At 43.7% G+C, this 19,854-nt stretch carries 17 protein-coding genes; 1 reads left to right on the plus strand and 16 read right to left on the minus strand.

Features of this window, described 5'->3' with window-relative positions; all coding sequences use genetic code 11:
- Window positions 1-203: 203 nt before the first annotated feature.
- From ACTWP7_RS11395 to ACTWP7_RS11410, 4 genes are all read right to left on the minus strand, one after another.
- Complete coding sequence (locus tag ACTWP7_RS11395; protein WP_443123438.1) at window positions 204-1,055, minus strand: amidohydrolase family protein; 852 nt, start codon at window positions 1,053-1,055, stop codon at window positions 204-206.
- Window positions 1,056-1,065: 10 nt separating this feature from the next.
- Entirely contained in the window at window positions 1,066-4,143 is a 3,078-nt protein-coding gene (locus tag ACTWP7_RS11400; protein WP_443123285.1) for a GNAT family N-acetyltransferase, read from the minus strand.
- A 912-nt stretch (window positions 4,144-5,055) separates the two neighbouring features.
- Window positions 5,056-6,255 (minus strand): chromate efflux transporter, encoded by a 1,200-nt coding sequence (gene chrA, locus ACTWP7_RS11405; protein WP_443123286.1) that lies wholly within the window; start codon window positions 6,253-6,255, stop codon window positions 5,056-5,058.
- A gap of 15 nt (window positions 6,256-6,270) precedes the next feature.
- Window positions 6,271-6,576: a PadR family transcriptional regulator gene (locus ACTWP7_RS11410; protein WP_014644707.1), complete on the minus strand. Its 306-nt coding sequence runs from the start codon at window positions 6,574-6,576 to the stop codon at window positions 6,271-6,273.
- Between the two features lie 334 nt (window positions 6,577-6,910).
- Between ACTWP7_RS11410 and ACTWP7_RS11415 the strand changes: the two genes are divergently transcribed.
- Window positions 6,911-8,152 carry an MFS transporter gene (locus tag ACTWP7_RS11415; protein ID WP_443123287.1) on the plus strand — a complete coding sequence of 414 codons (1,242 nt, stop codon included), beginning with the start codon at window positions 6,911-6,913 and terminating at the stop codon, window positions 8,150-8,152.
- 126 nt (window positions 8,153-8,278) lie between these two features.
- On the opposite strand, the gene ACTWP7_RS11420 is transcribed toward ACTWP7_RS11415, so the two are convergent.
- The 12 genes from ACTWP7_RS11420 to ACTWP7_RS11475 form a co-directional block, all read right to left on the minus strand.
- Window positions 8,279-9,382, minus strand: coding sequence for a glycosyltransferase family 4 protein (locus ACTWP7_RS11420; RefSeq protein ID WP_443123288.1), 1,104 nt, complete (start codon window positions 9,380-9,382; stop codon window positions 8,279-8,281).
- Between the two features lie 888 nt (window positions 9,383-10,270).
- Window positions 10,271-10,861 (minus strand): hypothetical protein, encoded by a 591-nt coding sequence (locus ACTWP7_RS11425; RefSeq protein ID WP_443123289.1) that lies wholly within the window; start codon window positions 10,859-10,861, stop codon window positions 10,271-10,273.
- Between the two features lie 18 nt (window positions 10,862-10,879).
- Window positions 10,880-11,032 carry an anti-repressor SinI family protein gene (locus tag ACTWP7_RS11430; protein WP_443123290.1) on the minus strand — a complete coding sequence of 51 codons (153 nt, stop codon included), beginning with the start codon at window positions 11,030-11,032 and terminating at the stop codon, window positions 10,880-10,882.
- On the minus strand, window positions 11,033-11,266 hold the full coding sequence (locus ACTWP7_RS11435; protein ID WP_443123291.1) for a helix-turn-helix domain-containing protein: 234 nt from the start codon (window positions 11,264-11,266) through the stop codon (window positions 11,033-11,035).
- A gap of 238 nt (window positions 11,267-11,504) precedes the next feature.
- Window positions 11,505-12,710 carry a helix-turn-helix domain-containing protein gene (locus tag ACTWP7_RS11440; RefSeq protein WP_443123292.1) on the minus strand — a complete coding sequence of 402 codons (1,206 nt, stop codon included), beginning with the start codon at window positions 12,708-12,710 and terminating at the stop codon, window positions 11,505-11,507.
- An 83-nt stretch (window positions 12,711-12,793) separates the two neighbouring features.
- Window positions 12,794-12,934, minus strand: coding sequence for an anti-repressor SinI family protein (locus ACTWP7_RS11445; RefSeq protein WP_443123293.1), 141 nt, complete (start codon window positions 12,932-12,934; stop codon window positions 12,794-12,796).
- Between the two features lie 269 nt (window positions 12,935-13,203).
- Window positions 13,204-13,662, minus strand: coding sequence for an IDEAL domain-containing protein (locus ACTWP7_RS11450; protein WP_443123294.1), 459 nt, complete (start codon window positions 13,660-13,662; stop codon window positions 13,204-13,206).
- A 229-nt stretch (window positions 13,663-13,891) separates the two neighbouring features.
- Window positions 13,892-15,598 carry a phospho-sugar mutase gene (locus ACTWP7_RS11455; protein ID WP_443123295.1) on the minus strand — a complete coding sequence of 569 codons (1,707 nt, stop codon included), beginning with the start codon at window positions 15,596-15,598 and terminating at the stop codon, window positions 13,892-13,894.
- Between the two features lie 33 nt (window positions 15,599-15,631).
- Entirely contained in the window at window positions 15,632-16,591 is a 960-nt protein-coding gene (gene manA, locus ACTWP7_RS11460) for a mannose-6-phosphate isomerase, class I (RefSeq protein ID WP_443123296.1), read from the minus strand.
- A 192-nt stretch (window positions 16,592-16,783) separates the two neighbouring features.
- Entirely contained in the window at window positions 16,784-18,190 is a 1,407-nt protein-coding gene (locus tag ACTWP7_RS11465; protein ID WP_443123297.1) for a sucrose-specific PTS transporter subunit IIBC, read from the minus strand.
- A gap of 177 nt (window positions 18,191-18,367) precedes the next feature.
- Window positions 18,368-19,357 (minus strand): LacI family DNA-binding transcriptional regulator, encoded by a 990-nt coding sequence (locus ACTWP7_RS11470; RefSeq protein WP_443123298.1) that lies wholly within the window; start codon window positions 19,355-19,357, stop codon window positions 18,368-18,370.
- 176 nt (window positions 19,358-19,533) lie between these two features.
- Window positions 19,534-19,770 carry a hypothetical protein gene (locus ACTWP7_RS11475; RefSeq protein WP_443123299.1) on the minus strand — a complete coding sequence of 79 codons (237 nt, stop codon included), beginning with the start codon at window positions 19,768-19,770 and terminating at the stop codon, window positions 19,534-19,536.
- Between the last annotated feature and the right edge of the window lie 84 nt (window positions 19,771-19,854).

The following is a 19,854-nucleotide window of genomic DNA, read 5'->3' on the forward strand; positions in this document are numbered from 1 at the left end:
AACGTCGAACGACCCTGCGTCGTGCAGGGCCGGAAAGCGAATCGTCCCCCGCAGGACCTTCAGCATAATCAAACATCTCGAAACTGAGTCTTACAGTAAACGGCCCGATTGTGTAAGAAGCCTATTATGAAAAATCAACACCGTTGGCTAACAGCGCCTATAAAAATCCCTCCACAAAATGCTAGCGTGGAGGGATTTTTTCATTATCGCAGGTTTGTAAGCTTCGGAAAGACCCGCAGTGCATTGTTGTAGAATACATTCTCTACATGCCTGGACGGTATAAAATCACCGATAAACTCCGCATATCCTTTAATCGGGACGAGAGGCCAATCCGTTCCGAACAGTAATTTTTCATAATGCCCGCAAAACGTTAGAGCATGACGGGCGTGGTCGAAGTAATTATCTTTTAACTTCCCGGCGAGGGTTTCGTTTGTGCCAACGACCCAGCCCGACAAATCCGCAAATAAATTCGGATTTTTATAAACCAATTCCGCTCCCGTCAGGACCCACGGATCGCCTAAATGCGCCATTACAAAATTTACATCGCGCCGCAGCACAGCCACTTCATCCAGGGTGAGCGGATGCGCATACTTTAATAAGCCGCGTTCCGAATAAGTATCGCCCGTATGAAACACCACCGGCACATCATAAGCGGCGGCGAGATCATAGACCGGCTGATATACATCCTCATAGGCATAGTACGGATAATAGCCCAGATATATTTTCACTCCGGCGACCTGCTGCTTCTTAAGCTCCTTTTCCAGAGCATCCAGCCCTGATTTTCCTAATTGGTAAGGGTTGATTCCAGGACAGACGGCCACACGGCCCGGAAGCTCTTTTTCTAAACTAAGCCCCATGGGAGAGGCGGCATGATGATCTGGGAACCCCATTTCCGGTGTTTCCGTTACGCCCATCCCTACCGCAAACTCAACATCTCCCTCTTCCATTTCCTTTTGCAGTCCTTTGCCTGAGTAATCGACGCGCGACAGTTCGTTTGCCGTATGATGGAACGTTTCGATATCTGAAAAGTGAATATGTGCATCAATGATCTTCATAAAAAAACTCCTATTTAAACAATATTCCATGAAACGGATGGTTTAGTTTGTCATACGTCTCTTCTCCGAAAAATAGGACGGTCGGCTCTACTTGGGTTCGTTCTCCGGATGTTGCCGCCCAGTCCTGAACCGATTCCACCAGGAAAACTTCCTGGTTTATATATGCGCCTGCTGTCTGTCTGGCATTCGGATGGATTAGTGTCGCCTTCTCCTTCCGATCATCAGAACCGATCTGAACAAAAGGTGTGTCGTTTAATTCATACTCTTCGACGCCTGCGTAATACGTATGAAACAAGCCGCTGTTCGGCTGAGTGGCATAACAGGATTTCAAATCTTCCGCTGGTTTGAAAAATGCCTCCAGGCTGAGGTTTTCACCAGCAAAGGTCCGGTTTGCTCCTTGGTGGATTTCTGCGTAAAAAATAGCAACCGGGATTTCTGGGAGCGTTAGGGCGTATTGGTACAGGACGACCCCTTTCATCTCCTCATGTTCCGTGAAAGCCGTCTTCAGGCAGATCCCCGTCCACTCATGACCGTACTGATCTTGTTTCGTTACCGCCTCAATCGACGTTTGTTCCTTCAGCATTGAATAGGGACTAACGTTTGGCATCGCATAACGGATCCCGCCTCCCCATGGATTCCACCACGCTTTTGGCCCTGCTTCCGGATAGCAGTGGTGCAGCGTTTCTCTGCCTTTGTACTTAACTGAATAGACACCCGGGTAATAAGAGGAGGAGGCCCGGAAGGCAATCGTTCCGTTATCAACCGTCCAAATGTCCTCTTCGTTTGAAACCTCCACAGGCTCTGTTCCTTTTACAACGTGAAGGGCAAGGAGATCTGCCTTCCTTCCTGGACTCCGGAACTGACCTGTCAGCGTTTTTAAGCCAGCAGTATGGTACGTTAGCGGGTAGGTGATTTTCGTCGAGGCCTCTTCTTTTCTAATTTCTTTTTCAAAAGTATCCTCTCCAGAATGCACGGTTAAGCGGCCCTGCAGGTAGGAAGAAAGCCTCGAACGAAAAGCGACGTCTACCTTTTTCCCTTTTTCCGAAGCGAAGCCATCGCTTTCTACTTTCAATCCATAGAGAGGGAGCTCTTCAAGGTTCTTCGTTTCGTTTCCTGCTGCTAACTCGCGCCACTGTCGCCAGCCAGGTACGGTATTGATGCCGATTTGGATCGGTCCTAGCGATTGAAGCTTTCCTGCTTCGAGGGTACCAATCGAATACATCACCCCAAATCGCCAATCATCACGTTTGCCGACAGCGTCTTCCTGCCAGGCCAGCCCTGCCGTATCTCCTGAAGCAGAAGAAGTAAACAGCCACCTTTCAGATAGATCCCCGCTATGAATGGTTCCAATAAACGGAATGTCTGCTTCATTGCCAATTATCACCCCATCTTTCATTGGCATCGCCATTCCTTTTAACGGGATAATAATCGGCTGAAGAAACGCAAGATTGCTCTTTTCCTCTAATCCATGGTTGATCAATTCATGCGTGATCTCGACCAGACCATCGCCGTAAATCTTATAGTAGGTATTCAGAATAACCGAAGAAAAAACGTGTGACTCCAGAGTGGTTTTCAGAACAAATGCTTCCTGAAGTTCAATATGTTCCACCGAAGTCGCAGCTGTTTTCGACAATTCATCATTAAACGGCTTCCCAAGCTTCGGGGTCATGATGGTGAGCGGATCTTCCTTCGCTCTTAAAGAACCAATCTTCACGGCATTATTTCTTTTTTCAATTTTGACATAGTAAGGACCATTGTAACCGTACCAATACTCTTCCGTCTCACCGCCAAATTTGGCCCCGGGTCCAGGGAAAGCAAGGGCAAGTCGTGTTTGGAAAGAAGAAGTCCTGCCGTCCTCACGCTGCACCTTGACTTCAACTTTTTCATCTAAAAAGCCGTGCTTGCGCAGCTCCCCAGAGAGCGGAATAGACAGACGTCCTTTCGCATCCACCTGTGCCTGCACCTGGGGTTCTTCCCACTGAATCATTTTGTTGATGGGAAGTTTCACAATCCAGCTGGAATCTTTATCCAGCTGGCTCTCCAGATCAAGGTGAAGCTTCCCTTTATGAGGAACTCTCCAGTTCTTGTTCAACGAACGAAGGTGCAGTTTCCCGGGTTGAATAGGAAATACCCCCATTCGAAGAGGAAGAACCGATTGATTGATGGTAAGATCCACACCTATCACCGGGTGGGTTTTCCATGGATTCGGCTCCACTTCCGGCATCTCAAGCTGAACTGGAAACTCCCCGCTCCACGTATCCAACACTTCAAACGTTTCCTCTACCTCATGCTTGACGACGGCTGAGGAACTGCCTGAAATCGAAACTTGAAAAGGCGACTCTGTTTTATTGATAATCCGATAACTTGCGTAATGGGGTTCATTTTCCAACAGTTTAAAATGGGGAAGATTCATTTCCACCGTCAGGTCCTGCGTCTCGATCCACCTTATTCTTCTTCCTGTCCGTTCGAATTGAATGTGGACGTACTCGTCTCCCGCTTCCCACTTATACTCATAGACCGTATGATCCTGCGCCTTGAAACCATCCGGCTTGATTTTAATGACCCGCTGACTCGTTGTGTACCAGTTATGCTTTTCGAAAAAGGGCCGCAGCCACTCGATCTGCAGGACCGTGGGCATGAAGTTCATTAAGTGGGTGGCATCGTCACGCTCTTCCCAGAAGAATCCGCACTTTTTATATAGAGGTACAGCCTTTGTGTTGCCCGGCCAAGTGAACAAATCGAGTCTAGGCCAGCCTAATTCGACCGTTTTATCTAAAGCTGTGAGAAGGAGGCGTTTCCCTATTTTCAGTCCCTGGTAGTCGGGATGAACATTGATCAGTGGAATATAAAGCGCCCCTTCGTCCTCCCGATATTCAGAAAGACCACAATAGCCGACTACCTCATCGCCTATAACCGCCAGGAATAGGTGAAGGTTGGTCGACTTCGCCTCTGTATCGATAATATCCTGCGCCGTTGATACGGAATCATCTCCACCCCAGTTTTCGCTGCTTTCATTCCACATCTTCGCCACCGCTTGTGCGTAACCATCGTGATATTCGACTATTTTCACTTGCTCTAAGGTTTTCATTCTTTTACCTCCATGATCCGTAATCAACCGGTCTGCTTCACCTTACCTGCACCTTGAATTCCTCTGACAATCCTGATCATTATCAACGCCTCCTCTCTGCTTATGTACTGGAAAAATTATTCATATTCATTCATAGTTTAAGGTGACTGACATGCAAAGTAAAGAATATTCTGAACAGCCTTTTATTATGCAGAAATTAAAAATCCCCTCACCATAAGTGATAAGGGGAAATAAAACGCGATGTTAATTTTTTCTACTAACTTTCTTCCACAATAGGGCCATATAGTTGAAGAATCGATTTCGAGATAATTTGGGTCCGTTACGATATTTAGGGAAGGGCTTGTGGGGATATAGCTCGCTTTCCTATGGGGGAACGGTGAGCTTCCTCGCTCGTTTCACTCCCTGCGGGATCTCACCTAGTCCCTTCTCCCATGGGAGTCTCGCCATATCCCCACCAGCCCAACTTTATTAGGGCGAACGGACCCTTCGGAAAGAGAGTATCCTATCTCCTTATCCCGCCCGAAATGCTTATATAACAGGCTATCCAACGTAGTTCCAGCCTGTTAAGGATATACGCCCATGTTGTTATTTCTTCTCAAGCGGGTGAAGAACGAAGCTGTTTCGAGTTTCTGATTCGGCCAGGTCCGGAGGGGGACGATGAAGACTCCTGTGGGATGAACATGATCGGTAAGATCCCGGAAGGCAAAGCCTGAGGAAGCTTACCACATAGGATGTTCGACTAAGATCGCCACGTCGTGTGGCAACGTCGAACGACCCTGCATCGTGCAGGGCCGGAAAGCGAAATCGTCCCCCGGAGGACCTTCCGCTCCTCCAATGTCTCGAAACTGAGTCTTCCAGTATCGGGAGCTTTTCTGGAAGACTCAAAATGAAGTTTTTAACAAAGTCTGATTTTTAAAAACCTAATAAATTAAGGAGGTAGCCTCCGATGACACCGAGTATAACGATCATCCAGGCTGGTACTTTCCAGATATTCAGTAAAGCAAATAATATAGTCCCCAAGGCAAAATCTGCCCCATCAAAGATGGAACTCTTAACAACAGGATCATAGAAAGCGGCTAATAGTATTCCAACGACGCTCGCATTCACGCCCATCAGGATCCCCTGGAAAGAAGCACGCTTGCGCAATTCACTTAAGAAAGGCAAAGCGCCAATGATAAGCAGAAAAGAAGGCAGAAAAATCCCTATGGTAGCAATTACTGCTCCTGCGACTCCTTCCATCATTGTTCCGAGATAGCTTGAAAAAGTAAATAACGGTCCTGGAACGGCCTGAGCCATCCCATAACCAGCTAAGAATTCATCAGGCGACAGCAGACCCTGCGGTACCAGCTCTCTCTCGATCATAGGTAACACCACATGACCGCCGCCAAAAACCAAAGAACCTACCCGGAAGAAGATATCGAAAATATGGAGTAAAGGGTTGTTCACTAAGCTGGTAATGATCGGTAGTGAAACTAAAGAAACCCCTAAAATGGTTAAGGAAAGAACACCAGTTTTCTTAGAAATACTAACATCGAAGGGTTCAATTTTTGATTCTGCTTTATCTTTGAACCAGGAAAGTCCTAGCAGTCCAGCAGCTAAGATAATGACAATTTGTATCCAGGCAGAAGGATACAGCAGCATAACTAAGGCAGCCACAACCGCAATAGCCTTTCTGCTTTTATCCGGCGTCAGTTTCTGCCCCAGCCCGATAAGAGCATGCAGGACTACGGCTGCCGCCACCACTTTCAAGCTATGAATAAAGTCTGCGTCAGCCAGGGAGAAATTTTGATAAAGCAAAGCAAACACGACAAGCACAATAACGGAAGGAAGGGTGAAACCAATAAAGGATGTAATTCCTCCCAGTATTCCCCCGCGTAATATTCCAATCGAGATACCGACCTGACTGCTTGCTGGTCCGGGCAGGAATTGGCATAACGCAATGAGATCCGCATAGGTTTTGTCATTTAACCACTTGCGCCGGTCGATGTACTCATCTTTAAAATAAGCCAGGTGGGCTACAGGTCCTCCAAATGAGGTCAAGCCCAGTTTCGTAGATGTAAATAAGATTTCTAATAGGATTTGTAGAGTAGTTTTATTCTGTTGTTGGCTCAATTTATTCACCTCATATCATTTTATTTCTTTAAAGAGTTCATAGGCCTTAGCCCGTGCTTCCTGTAAGACGGCATCCCCTTTATCGGTAATGCGGTAATACTTGCGTATCTTTCCATTCACATTGACATCTTCTCGATAAAGAAGCTGGTCGTTCTCCATATTGTGAAGGATAGGATATAACGTACCGGCACTGATTTCGTACCCATGCTCCTGCAGCTCCTCAAGCATCCAGGATCCGTAAATAGCTTCTTCTTTGGCATGATGCAAAATATGAATTTGTATAAAACCTAAGAAAAGTTTCCTTACTACTTTATTATCCAAATACCTGCCCCTCCTTAAAAAGAGTATCAATATCGAAAACCAATATTGACTTTCGATAAGATTATATACGAAGCGATTTGATTGAACAATACTTCCTGAAATAATTTACATGATCTTAATAAACCGCGAGATAAATTCATTCCTTTCGTCTATGCATCCCGCTTCCCCCAAGCTTATCCCTCATGCTATTATTCAGACATTGCCAGACATCGGGAAGCTTGTATCTATATAGGTTGAGGAGTTTCCTAAGAACTTCTCCCATTAAAAGAGTGAAAAAAGAACTATGCAGAAAACTGTCTATAACAATAACGAGATGTAAATGAGGTGAAAAGCGGTGGATAACCATTCAAATAAAATTCAGTCAGGAATTAAAGAAAATATCCTTCCATTCTTTTTATTAGTCATAATCAATTTGTTCGTAGGTTCTATGGTAGGTCTGGAAAGAACAATCCTACCTATATTAGGTGAGGAGCGCTTCGGTATAGCATCTGCAAGTGCCGCCCTTTCCTTTATTGTCAGCTTTGGTTTTTCAAAAGCCATTGTAAACTTTTTTGCCGGTAACCTTGCCGATCGAATAGGAAGAAAGAGAGTCCTCCTCATTGGTTGGGCTATAGGGTTAACCGTTCCTCTGTTGGTTATTTTTGCACATGCATGGTGGGTGGTCGTCGCTGCTAATATCCTTTTAGGTATGAATCAGGCGCTGACCTGGTCCATGACCGTTAATATGAAAGTAGATCTTGCCAAGCCAGATCAGAGAGGACTTGCCGTAGGGTTTAATGAATTTGCGGGCTATCTGGGCGTGGCTTTAATGGCAGCCATATCAGGTTATGTGGCATCTTCCTACTCTCTTAGTCCAGAGCCGTTTTATATAGGAATCGGGCTGGTGATCATTGGTTTTCTATTATCACTGATGGTTCAAGATACCGCTCAGCATGTAAATCTGCAGGCTATCCAGCAGGATGAGGAATCAGGGAGCCTATCCACTAAGGAAGTTTTCAAACGAACGACGTGGAAAAACCGCAATTTATCCAGCAGCAGCTTCGCAGGCTTAACAACGAACTTTAAAGATGGTATGGCGTGGGGGCTGTTTCCGATTTTCTTTGCGTCGGGCGGATTAAGTGTGGGACAAATTGGCACAGTGGTTGCCCTGTACCCGGCAGCATGGGGATTCTTCCAGCTGTTCACAGGTCTCTGGAGTGACAGGGTTGGGAGAAGAAAGCTTATCGTTTCCGGAATGTTCGTTCAAGCCTTGTCCTTATGGTTTATTTTGTTTGTCGATACCTATCCTTTATGGATCCTTGGTGCCATCTTTTTGGGTATAGGTACGGCAATGGTTTACCCTACCATTCTCGCGTCAATTAGTGATGTCGCTCACCCTCAATGGAGAGCTACTTCTATGGGAGTCTACCGATTTTGGCGGGATAGCGGCTATGCATTTGGAGCGCTGGCAGCCGGAATAATTGCCGATGCCTTATCTGTGTACTGGGCAATCGGGCTTGTAGGGGCCCTGCCTTTTCTTTCCGGTTTGATTTCTATGATCAGGTTGGACGAGACATTAAATAAAAAGCCTCAATGATCGTGTGCACTCTATGATTGACATTGAGATAGAAAAATTAATCCAAAGGAGAATGGATGACGCACCTTCCCCTGTAAAAAGCCAGAAAGCCCCGGTTCCTCTGAATGGAACCGGGGCTTTCTGGCTTTAGGCTTCTTCACGTTCTTTATCCTTGTCTTTACCCTTCTTCTTATCATTTTTAGAAAAGAAATCAATCACCGGTCGTTTTCCGCGGTACACCACTCCTGTCATTTCTGCAAATAAGTGAAGCAGGAATAAGAGTACAAACGTAATGATCAGCGAGATCCCAATCGACGTAAGAGAGAATAAAATGGCTAGTAAACCGAACAGGGCACTGAATCCATAAATAATTAACACCGTCGCGCGGTGGCTGAAGCCCGCCGCCAGGATTTGATAATGAATATGCTTATTGTCCGGCATCATGATTTTCTGCTTATTAATAAGACGTCTCATGATGGAGAATAGCGTATCAAACACAGGAATCGCAAGGACAATAATCGGAATGACGAAACTGAATAATGTCACATTTTTAAAGAGTCCTACCATAGATATAACCGCCATGGAATACCCGAGAAACAGAGAGCCGGTATCTCCCATATAAATCTTGGCAGGATAAAAGTTGTGGAAAAGGAAGCCGATGTTACTTCCAATTAGTACAATACATAAATACACGATGGTGATCTGTGGTTCAATCGCCAGCGCCATGACAGCAATACTAATCAGGGAAATTGTCGAAACACCAGTGGCAAGGCCATCCAGTCCATCTATCAGGTTGATGGCATTGGTAATTCCAATAATCCAGAAAAATGTGAATAGAATACTGATCGGTTCATTTAAAGAGATCATTCCTAAGAAAGGAACGCTTAGGATATCAACCTTTAACCCCGATAGAATCAATATACCGGCAGCTGCAACTTGTCCACCCAGTTTAAAAACCGGGCGGATTTGATAGCGGTCATCGAGAAGACCGGTTAAGACAATTATCGTCGCGCCGATACTGATCGAAGGAAAGTAAGGGGTATCCGGTCTGATATACAGCATTCCAGCTACTACACCACCAAAAATGGCGAGACCACCCATACGCGGGGTAATTTCTGTATGAATTTTCCTGAGTTCAGGATAATCCATCATTTTCCATTTTACGGCTAGTTTCATAACAGGAAATACGAGCAGGTAGCTCACTGCCATGGACAGGCCGATCGCTATTATCATATCAACATATATATTCATAGAAATCCTCACTTGTGTTTAGTTAATTCAAGGGTGCATCGTTCACATTATACCATAGGCTGGCAAATAATCTGTCGGACTTTGGCTTCAGATTTATCCAGGTGATCATTTTCATAATAGCTTTTTAAGTCTCCGTATAGGTTCTTACAGATAAGCTCCCGGTTGTTTAAGACTCAGTTTCGAAATATTTGTAGAGCGGAAGGTCCTCCGGGGGCCCTGCACGACGCAGGGTCGTTCGACGTTGCCACAGGACGTGGCGATTTTAGTCGAACTTCTTATATGAGGTGAGCTTCCTCGGACTTTGCAGCCAGAGGAAGCTCACCAATCATGTTCTAGTTTAATAAGTCTCTTATAAAAAGGGCAGCACTACCTTTAATATAGCCAATTAAAAAACCGCCCCTAATAATAGTAGAAGGACGATTTTTATATCAATATATTTTCATTTATCGTTGGAGCTGCTGGATTAATTGTTCAATAACGTCCTTAGAAGAGAGGACTTCCGAAGTTTCGGAGCGCTGGATGATATCCTGCAGCACCTCTTTTAAATTTTCCATTCGTCCCACCTTTTCTATCACTTAGTATCTTACTATCCTTTTTACTTAAATCTTCGATGGAAAACATCTTTTTCTGAGGGGGCTTGGCAGCTGACCGACAAATAAGAAATATTTATCTCCCTTTAGTTGCATCATTTTCAATTTTTCAACAAATAATGTATGAATTCTTCCAATCTATCATCTTATCATATAGCAATCTTCGTCATTTGAATAGTGTTTTTCTTCAAAAATAATTTAAAAATTTACAATAGTATATGAATGGTTATTCAATCCGTGAAATAACAGTGTCAAATTATGACAAAAGCCTACTTCTTTGATAAGAAAATAGGCTTTGTCAGTTATAATACCAGGAGCGCTCGTCTCCCCTGTCCTGGATGGCCCAGTTTCTTTGTTGAAACTTCAAGGCGTAGCTTTCACGATCAAAGCGATGGATACTCTTTTGAATGGTTTCGATTCCTTCCTTATGATGACTAAAGAAAATGACCACGGGATGTAAGAGAGAGTCGTAAAAGAACACGGGATTCAAACTGCGGTGGACTTGTCCAAAGCTCCATTCCTTAAACAAATCAAGGTTCCTGACCAATGGATCATCTAAAATGGACGATTCACTCAGCCAGCTGCCTTTTCTAGTGTAGTCAGACAGATGGTGGTAACAGGAGGCAGCTTGAATATAGGAGAGAGGGGATCCGTCTCCTCCCACAGCTTCCATAGCGTCCCGCTTTAATCGGTCATCGGCGGATTTCGCATAAATAACCCCCTGCTGACTGATCACCTGCCAGCCACCTTTTACGATCAACTGGGAATATTGTTTTACGAGGACGCTTATATCACGAACAGCATACGGTTCGTGCCTATACTCTGGCAGCCCTTTAACGACGATATTCTTTTCAGCCGCTCCCCTTGTAAATAGGACTTTTCCTCTCAAAATCTTTTCCCTCCCGCCTCAAAGGAGTGGCTTCTTCTGTTCGAGAAAACGTTTAATGTCTTCCACTGTTACCCCTAGTTTCTTTGCCTGTCTCATAAGTTCGAGCCATTCTATGTCCATCTGTGCCGTTATCTGACCAGACATTCCAGAGCCAAGTCTCTCTACACTCATTCACTTTGCGTTCTTTTCTGGTTCGTCTCCCCAACGATATGGAAGCAGTTCCTCAAGCGGTACCTCCAGGGTCTTCGCGAGCTTGCTCATAACGATGAGCGATGGATTTTTCTGAACGCCTCGTTCAATGTTACTAATATACGATTTGGATACATTGGACAGTTTTGCAAACTCATTCACCGATAAACCCTTCCCAATCCGAAGCACCCGAATCTTTTCCCCTATTGTTGCCAATGTACTCCATCCCCTTTTCCATGTCGAAATTTATCTAAACCTTGGTCATTTTGTTCTTTTTTATATTCGTTTTGTTCTTTATAAAGAATATTATAAAACGACTCTATTAAAAAGAAAACCGCCAAAATTCATAGTAGAGAACAACTACGTTCGTCACACGCTTGTTTTCTCCAAATATCTCCAAATATATTCTATTTTAAGACAAAAATAAACCGGCTGTTCGATAACTCAGCCGGCTTCACTCTTCCATAATATGATGTTTTTTGCGAAATTCATTTGGTCCGATACCTTCTATTTTTTTGAAAACTCTTGTAAAGTAGCTCTGACTATTAAACCCAAGCTTCATACTAATATCCAGCAAAGTAAAATCAGAAATGCTCAGCATCTCTTTCGCTTCTTTCACCCGCTCTATATTAATAAATTGAGATATTGAAATTCCTGTTTCTTTCTTGAATACTCCCGATAAATAATTAGGATGGACATTCATGGCAGCTGCGATTTCCTGAAGGGAAAGGGCATCGCTTAAGTTCTGGAAAATATAGCGTTTGGACCGCTCGACTAATGGAGAATGCACCGGTTCTTCCTGAGCTCGCTGCAGTCGTGTCATGAAGCTTTGGATAACATTTTCTTCTAATTCATGAAGTTCTTCCGTAGTTTTCTTCGTTTCTAAATAGTTGATAAAGAACTCGCTGAGGGACATTACTTCGTCCAGCTGAGCTCCCCCTTCCAGGCACATCTGATTCAATTCCCCTATCAGACGGATCAGTTGATTCTTCTCAGGTCTCACGGCATTCGAATGACTGGCGGACGAGAACAATTGCTTTTTCCACTCCCGATAGACGTCCAGCGCCTCCGCCTGGCCAAGTTTGAATAAGTGTATATAACGTTCCTGAAGCTGATAGTTGTTGTTCGGTGAAGCTTCGTTCCTAAGATAATGTTCATACACCTTCTGGATAGGTGAATGTTTTCTTGGACGATGTCCTTCCTGTTTTCCGGAGAGAATTCGTATGAGAATTCTTTTCATGGACAATATCTGCACGGGGTTCAGCACTGGTAATTGATCATAATAATTTAATAATCTTTCCTTTTTAACTTTACAGTCTGACTCAGCTTTTACAAAACCATCAATTTCTTTTTTTCCGATCTCTTTATGTAAAAAAGGACCAAATACGATATCTACTGGTTCTTCGTGCCCAATTTTCATAGAATACAAGAAAATACTCTGTCCAAATTCATCCGAGAATTTTTCTAAGTTGTTGGGACTTTTTCTGCTGGTTTCTAAAAAAGGGAAGAAGCTTTTTCTCATAAAATCCGGAGGCTGATGAAAGCTGTCGGGAAATTGAAAGGTTAATTTCCGTTTATGATTTAAAAGCAGCACCGGGACTTGCAGTGCGATCGAACAGTCCTTCAATAAGTGGGTAAGCTCATGATGGGACATAGTCATATAGATACCCCCAAGTATAATCCTTTTTTACTATTATACCTGAATCCAAAAAAATAGCACCCCTAAATGATTAGGAGGTGCCTCTATTCTAATAACTTCCTCTTATCGGAGGGACCTTTAATATAATTTCTTACTTCGTCGATCGTCAGCCCCATGGCCTTTGCCTGCTTTAATAAATGTACCCAATCCTCATCTAATTTACTTACACTCGGCAGCGTTCTCATCTCTCTAAACCTCCCCAAAATCCTCTAGGTTTCTGTTTAAAGATTCTTCATTTTTTTATCTATCAAAGAACCTTCCTTCATTTGGAAATGTATTATTATTATAACTGATTTTTTGAATCTGATTTTGAACATATTTAACTATTTTTTAAATATAAACATTTAATTTTAGAATATTCCTAATAAAAGAATGTAGGATTTTGTAATTTAACGTAATTAAATAAACAAAAGCCGATATGACTGCATCATATCGGCTTTTGTTTATCTTATTTTTAAGAATACATACGGTTCCATGTAGTCGTCAGTACCCGGAAGGTATCTCGGTCCTCCGAATCAATTGCCTGATCGATCAAACGCCTGAGGTTATTCTTTTCGAGCTCCAGAATCACTTCATTCGTTTCATTTTCTTCCGGTTTTGTAAGTTCTACCTCTTCCTTTTCATAGTAAGGTGCGACAATGGAATGAAGGTGTTGGAGAAAGTCTGGCAGCTGTAGTAGATCGGCTACCGATACATATACTATATTTTTACCGCGTTGGAATACGAAAATATCGAATACATTATGAACGCGCTTACGTTGACGGTCAATGATGATTTCTCTGGATTCCATAGGAACGAATTGGTAGAGTTCATTGTCGATAAATAATGAAAAGTACTGGTAGGCTAGCACAACTCGGATAAAGCGGTTATCTTCCTTCACGTAATATGGTTTCAGCATTTTAATATTTAACACAGTGCCCACCCCTTTAATTTAATCTGAATTTTCAGTATTTTATTCTATTATCGCTGATTTGTCAACAAATTGAAAGTCTTTTATCTTGAATCCAAGGTTGAATTTCAAATATTTTTAGAATCTCCCCCTTTCATGATAGGAATCACAGCTATTCTACTTACTTTTTACGTTCCTGTAAGAACAAAATAAAAAAGTCCCAGCTTTCCATATGGAAAGCTGGGACTTTAGGTTAAATCAAAGCATGCAAACGGTCATTGACGGTTGCTTTTAATGCTTCAAGGATCTTCTCGCTATCTTTTCGGGAACCGGATTTAGCTCCATAGTAAAATTTAATCTTCGGTTCTGTTCCGGATGGACGTAAACAGAACCAGCAGTCGTCCTCTAAAATAAACTTCAGCACATTCGAAGTCGGAAGTTCAATCTCCTCGGTAGCGCCTCCCTCTACATAATAACGAGTCATTGTAGAATAATCCTCAACGGCTACTACTTTCTTACCGCCTGCTTCTGTAATGCCTGCGTCACGGAAGTCTTCCATAATCGTCTTGATTTTATCCGCTCCTGATTTTCCTTCCAGTTTTACGGATTGAAGATCTTCAAGGAAGTATCCGTGCTTCTGGTAAAGCTCTTCCAGTGCATCAAGCAATGTTTTCCCTTGATTCTTATAATAAGCGCCTACTTCTGCGATAAGAATCGCCGCCTGTACGGCGTCTTTATCACGTGCAAATGGTTTAACTAAATAACCATAACTCTCTTCATATCCGAACATGAACTCATATTCTCCGCTCTGTTCGTACTCTTTAATTTTTTCACCAATAAACTTAAAGCCTGTCAGTGTATCAAGCGTGCCGATATTATGAGCATCCGCGATTACCCGGCCGAATTCAGAGGTCACAATCGTCTTAATCAGGAGTCCATTGTCCGGTACATTAGGAGAATGCTCCAAAATGTAATCAAGCATAAGAGCACCGGTCTGGTTCCCGGTTAATACCTGATATTCACCGTTTTCATCTGGTACAGCCGCTCCCATGCGGTCGGCATCGGGGTCGGTTGCAAGCAGTAAGTCAGCTCCTGCTGCTTTTCCTTGTTCAATCGCCATAGCAAAAGCCTGATGCTCTTCCGGATTCGGGGAAGCAACGGTCGAGAATTCAGGATCCGGCTGCGCCTGCTCTTCTACAATACCTACGGAAGAAAATCCACTCTGCTCCAGCCCTTTTTGTACAAGGTCCCGTGCCGTTCCATGAAGAGGCGTAAACACAAGAGAGATATCTTTTTTAATATCCGGCTGAATCGTTACGGATTTAAGCTGCTCCAAATAGGCGGCATCTACTTCTTCATCAATCCAGTTGAGCAGGCCATCCTCTTCCAATTGCTTCTGATCGGCTGCATCTACATTCAGTTCGTTTTCTACTTTATTGACAAACCCGATCATGGATTCAGCCTGAAGAGGAGGAAGCTGGCCGCCGTCCTCGTTATAGGCTTTGAATCCATTGTACTCTGGCGGGTTATGGCTGGCTGTGACCACCACTCCTGCAGCGGTCTTTAAATGACGCACAGCAAACGAAAGCTCAGGCGTCGGACGTAAGGAAGTGAATACATAAGAAGGAATTCCGTGGTAGCCGAGCACGCGGGCAGTTTCCACTGCGAATTCTTTGGACATATAACGGGAATCATAAGCAATAGCTACGCCGCGGTTCGAGAGTCCCTGATCATTCACATACGTAGCCAGTCCTTCAGCAGCTCTTCTGATCGTATAGATGTTCATCCGGTTCGTACCAGGTCCAAGCTTACCGCGCATTCCGCCCGTACCAAACTCGAGGTTCTTATAAAAGGCGTCTTCTAAAGACTGTTCGTCATTTTCAATCTCTTCTAATTGCGACGATAATTGTTCGTCCATCTCTTTAAATTCTTTCCAGCGATTGTACTCATTTTTCCACATCCATTCATCACTCCTCTTGTAGTTTTATAATGATTATGACTTATTGGAACGGGAGACGATCAAAGAAGCGTTTCCTTTCAATTCGAATGTGCCTACCGTAGCAGGGATAATAAAATGATCCCCTTTTGAAAACGAATAGGTCTCCTGGTCAATCCTGACTTCTCCGTTTCCCTGGAGAGCGCTTACTAACAAATAAGGATTGGGCTTCAGCTCCCCGCTATCTCCTTCCAATTGCCAATGAAAAACAGAAAAATACGCTTCTTCTATCAAGGTTTCCTGTCTGAGGTCTGCCTGAACTGCATCTGATCGATCGATGTGGGGATCTCTATGTGGAACCGTTATCACTTCTAGTGACTTATCCAGGTGCAGCTCCCGCTTCTCTCCATCGTTTCCAACACGATCATAGTCGTAGACGCGGTACGTGATATCTGAACTCTGCTGCGTTTCAAGAATCTGAATGCCAGCGCCAATCGCGTGGATCGTTCCACTTGGTACATAAAAGAAATCCCCAGGCTGAACAGGAATCCGCCTAAGCAGCCTCTCCCATTCTTCATTCTCCACCAAATCCTGTAATTCCTTTTTATTCGAGGCATGATGACCAAAAATAATTTCAGAGCCTTCTTCGGCATCGATCACATACCAGCATTCTGTTTTCCCATAATTCTTTCCTTCCATTTCGCGTGCGTATGTATCATCCGGGTGGACTTGAACAGATAAGTCCTTCGCAGAATCCAGAATCTTGACTAACAATGGAAATTCTTCTCCTTCTTCATGGGCGAACAGCTCACGATGTTCTTTCCATGCTTCCGCCAGCGTATGTCCTGCCAATGGTCCGTTCTGAATGGTGTTTGGACCATTCGTATGGCCGGAAATACACCAGGCTTCTCCTGTCTGCTCGGAAGGAATGTCATACTGAAAAATTTCTTTAAGCGAGGTTCCGCCCCAAATCCGTTCTTTGAATTCAGGCTGCAAAAAGATAGGTTCCTTATACATGTGCAACTCACCTCTTTCTCTTATAATTACCCCTTATTATACCACATTACCTGCCACAAAAAGACAAAAACAGACCAGGCCAAACTGGAAAATACTGTTTGACCTGGTCCTCTAGTTATTTCCATATCCTCCACCTCAGGTCCTGGTAATTACTGGAGGACCTGAGGTGGGGAGAATTGGAATAAGTGGTTGTTATTTGTCTTTGTCGAGCATGCCATCTTCGTAACCGAAAGCCCATGTTAGACCGAAGGCTACGCCAATAGCAATGGCGTTCGAAATGATGTAATTGGCAAATGGAATCAGCCCGTCCAAGTATAGAAGCATACCAGGAATTACGGTGATAGCCATTCCAGTTCCTGCAAGTCCCATGAGGGAGGCGAAGAAACCACCGGCCGCTCCTCCAATAAGACCCATCACAAATGGTTTCACATAACGAAGGTTAACACCGAAAATTGCAGGTTCTGTAATGCCTAGAAATGCTGAAAGTGAAGACGGAAGAGCTAAAGCTTTCATTTTCTTCTCTTTTGATTTCAAACCAACTGCCAGTGCTGCTGCACCTTGAGCCGCGATACCTGCTGAAATTAGTGGGTTGAACGGGTTCTCTCCTAAACGTTCAAGCAATTGAATTTCAAGTAAGTTGAAGATGTGGTGCACCCCGGTAATAACGATCACCTGGTGCAACCCACCGATAATCAGACCGCTGATTCCTAATGGAAGATCAAGTACCACACGTGTAGCAGCGAAAATTCCGTTTTCTACAACGTGGAAAATCGGTCCAATGATAAACAATGCTCCCGTAATCATGATTAATAGAACTAAGAACGGGGTCAGAATTAAATCCAGAGATTCTGGTATTTTCTTCCGTAAAGCTTTCTCAAGCTTCGCACCTAATATACCCGTGAAAAAGGCAGGAAGCACAGATGCCTGGTAACCAACAACCGGGATAAAGCCAAAGAACATAATCGGTTCGACAGCTCCAGAACCGATATCCCAGGCGTTCGGAAGCGCAGGTGATACAAGCATCAATCCAATGACAATCCCGAGCAGCGGACTGCCGCCAAACACTTTAAAGGTGGACCAGGCAACCAGTGCCGGCAGGAATATAAAAGCGGTATCCGTCAGAATTTGAGTATATAGAAGAAAGTTCTCTGAGATATCTTCAGGTGCCAGTCCAAATAATTGTAAAACCTGCGGCTGAGTGACAAGTCCGCGCAGACCCATGAACAGCCCGGTAGCAACAAGTACGGGTATAATCGGAACAAACACATCACCAAACGTACGGATCCAGCGCTGTAAAAAGTTCCCCTGATTCTTCGTTTCTTCTTTCATATCTGACTTTGTTGTTCCTTCAACGTTAAGCTTCGTCACTTCTTCGTAAATACGGTTAACCGTACCTGTTCCAAAGATAACCTGCAGCTGTCCCGAGTTGTAAAAGGCACCTTTTACTTTGTCGATCTCTTCAATTGCAGAAATATCGGCTTTCTCTTTGTCGTGCAGCATAATCCGAAGGCGGGTGGCACAATGAGCTACAGAAGCGATATTTTCTTCGCCGCCAGCAGCCTCAATGACGTCTTTTGCGATTTGAGAATTCTCGGCCATTATGAAAACCCCTTTCTTGTATTAGCTTTGGCATGTAATCGATCACACATTTCATAAAAAAATATAAAACATTCAATAATTTCTTCGAATAAGTGCGTCGAGTTTCGAATTTCTATAAGGATTAAATTGTGTTCCTAAAATGTGTGAACGATTACATGATTGCGTTTTCAATTAGAACTATACACTATCTCGTAAAATTAGTCTATACGTTAGCTCAAATTTCTGATCTACTTTTTCATCTTTTAATTTGGCCAGTAATAGTTCGGCTGCCTGCTGACCCGCTCTCTTGTTAAAATAATCGATCGTAGTCAGGGAAGGGCTTACATATTGAGACAAACTGGAAGCTCCTATTCCGACCACAGCCATGTCTTCAGGAATCCGGTAGCCTTGTTCCTTTAAGTATTCCATAGCCCCGATAGCCATTCGATCCGTCACAGCATATACCGCACTTGGCCTTTTTTTACCGCTTGCTCGTAAAATCTTTTTCATCTCTTCATAACCGGAATCAATCGAAAAATCCCCTGTTCCCATCCAGTGTTCGTTGATCTCTCCGCCTTCCCTCTCCATTACATCACGAAAAGCCTGTTCTCGCATAATCCCAACGGAAGGGTCGTCCCGGCTCACCCCAATGAAAGCAATTTTATGATGCCCTTTATGAATGAGCATATTCGTTAAATCAGCAGATGCGTGGTAATCATCATAAACAAGCGACGTTACTTCAGGAAGGTCCTGCCCGATTGCAAGGAATGGAAGATCCACGTTACGAATTGTTTGAATCAGTTCATCATTCACATTAGTCGCAAGCAGGATAATTCCATCCACGTGTCTGCTTTTCAGTAAGCGAATATATTCAATCTCTTTTTTCCTGTCCAGTTCTGTATCCGTCAACAGGATTTGAAAGCCTTCTTTAGCTAACACTTCATTAATCCCATTCACTACACGAGTGGATGTTTCCGTGCTTAGACGCGGCAGAATGACTCCGATCACGCCTGAACGCTTTGTCCGGAGCGATTTCGCTGATTGATTAGGCATATAGCCGGTTTCTTCAACAATTTTCATAATTCTTTTTCGGGCTTCTTCACTTACGTACCCACTATTGTTCAAAGCTCTTGAAACGGTAGTCCGGGAAACGTTGGCCCTTTTTGCGATGTCATTGATTGTTGTCATAGGTTTCATCCTCCATGGAATCCTTTTCACATCATATCGTATTGAAAAAATTGGGCGTTGTCTAGCTTTTGGTAAAAAATTTCAGTTCCACCATCCCGATACCCGAAAACATTTCTGCCAAAAAAGACCCTGGAATTCATACACTTCCAGAGTCCTTCACGATATGTAATCCACTCTCAGCTGCCAAGAAGCTCAAGAAAGCGCTGGCGGATTGTACGGTACATATACGTATCTTTATTCATATCCGTTATAATCGAGTAAAAGGCCGTCTCTGCTTTATACACCGCCTGCTTGCCTTCATCCTTAAATTCTTCCATCTTTCCCTCCACCCCCATCTCTCTGATGATCTGGTCGATGACGGCATCATACTTCCTTAATGAATCAGGAAGCGGACCGGAATATAAACTGTCCATCATTGCTGCCCTTCCCCCTTTTTATTTTTGTAGGTACAATTATTTATATTTTATTTGTCAAAATAAGTCAAGATACTAAAAATT

Source organism: Halobacillus sp. B29, assembly GCF_052246755.1.
In the GTDB taxonomy this organism is placed as follows: domain Bacteria; phylum Bacillota; class Bacilli; order Bacillales; family Halobacillaceae; genus Halobacillus; species Halobacillus halophilus.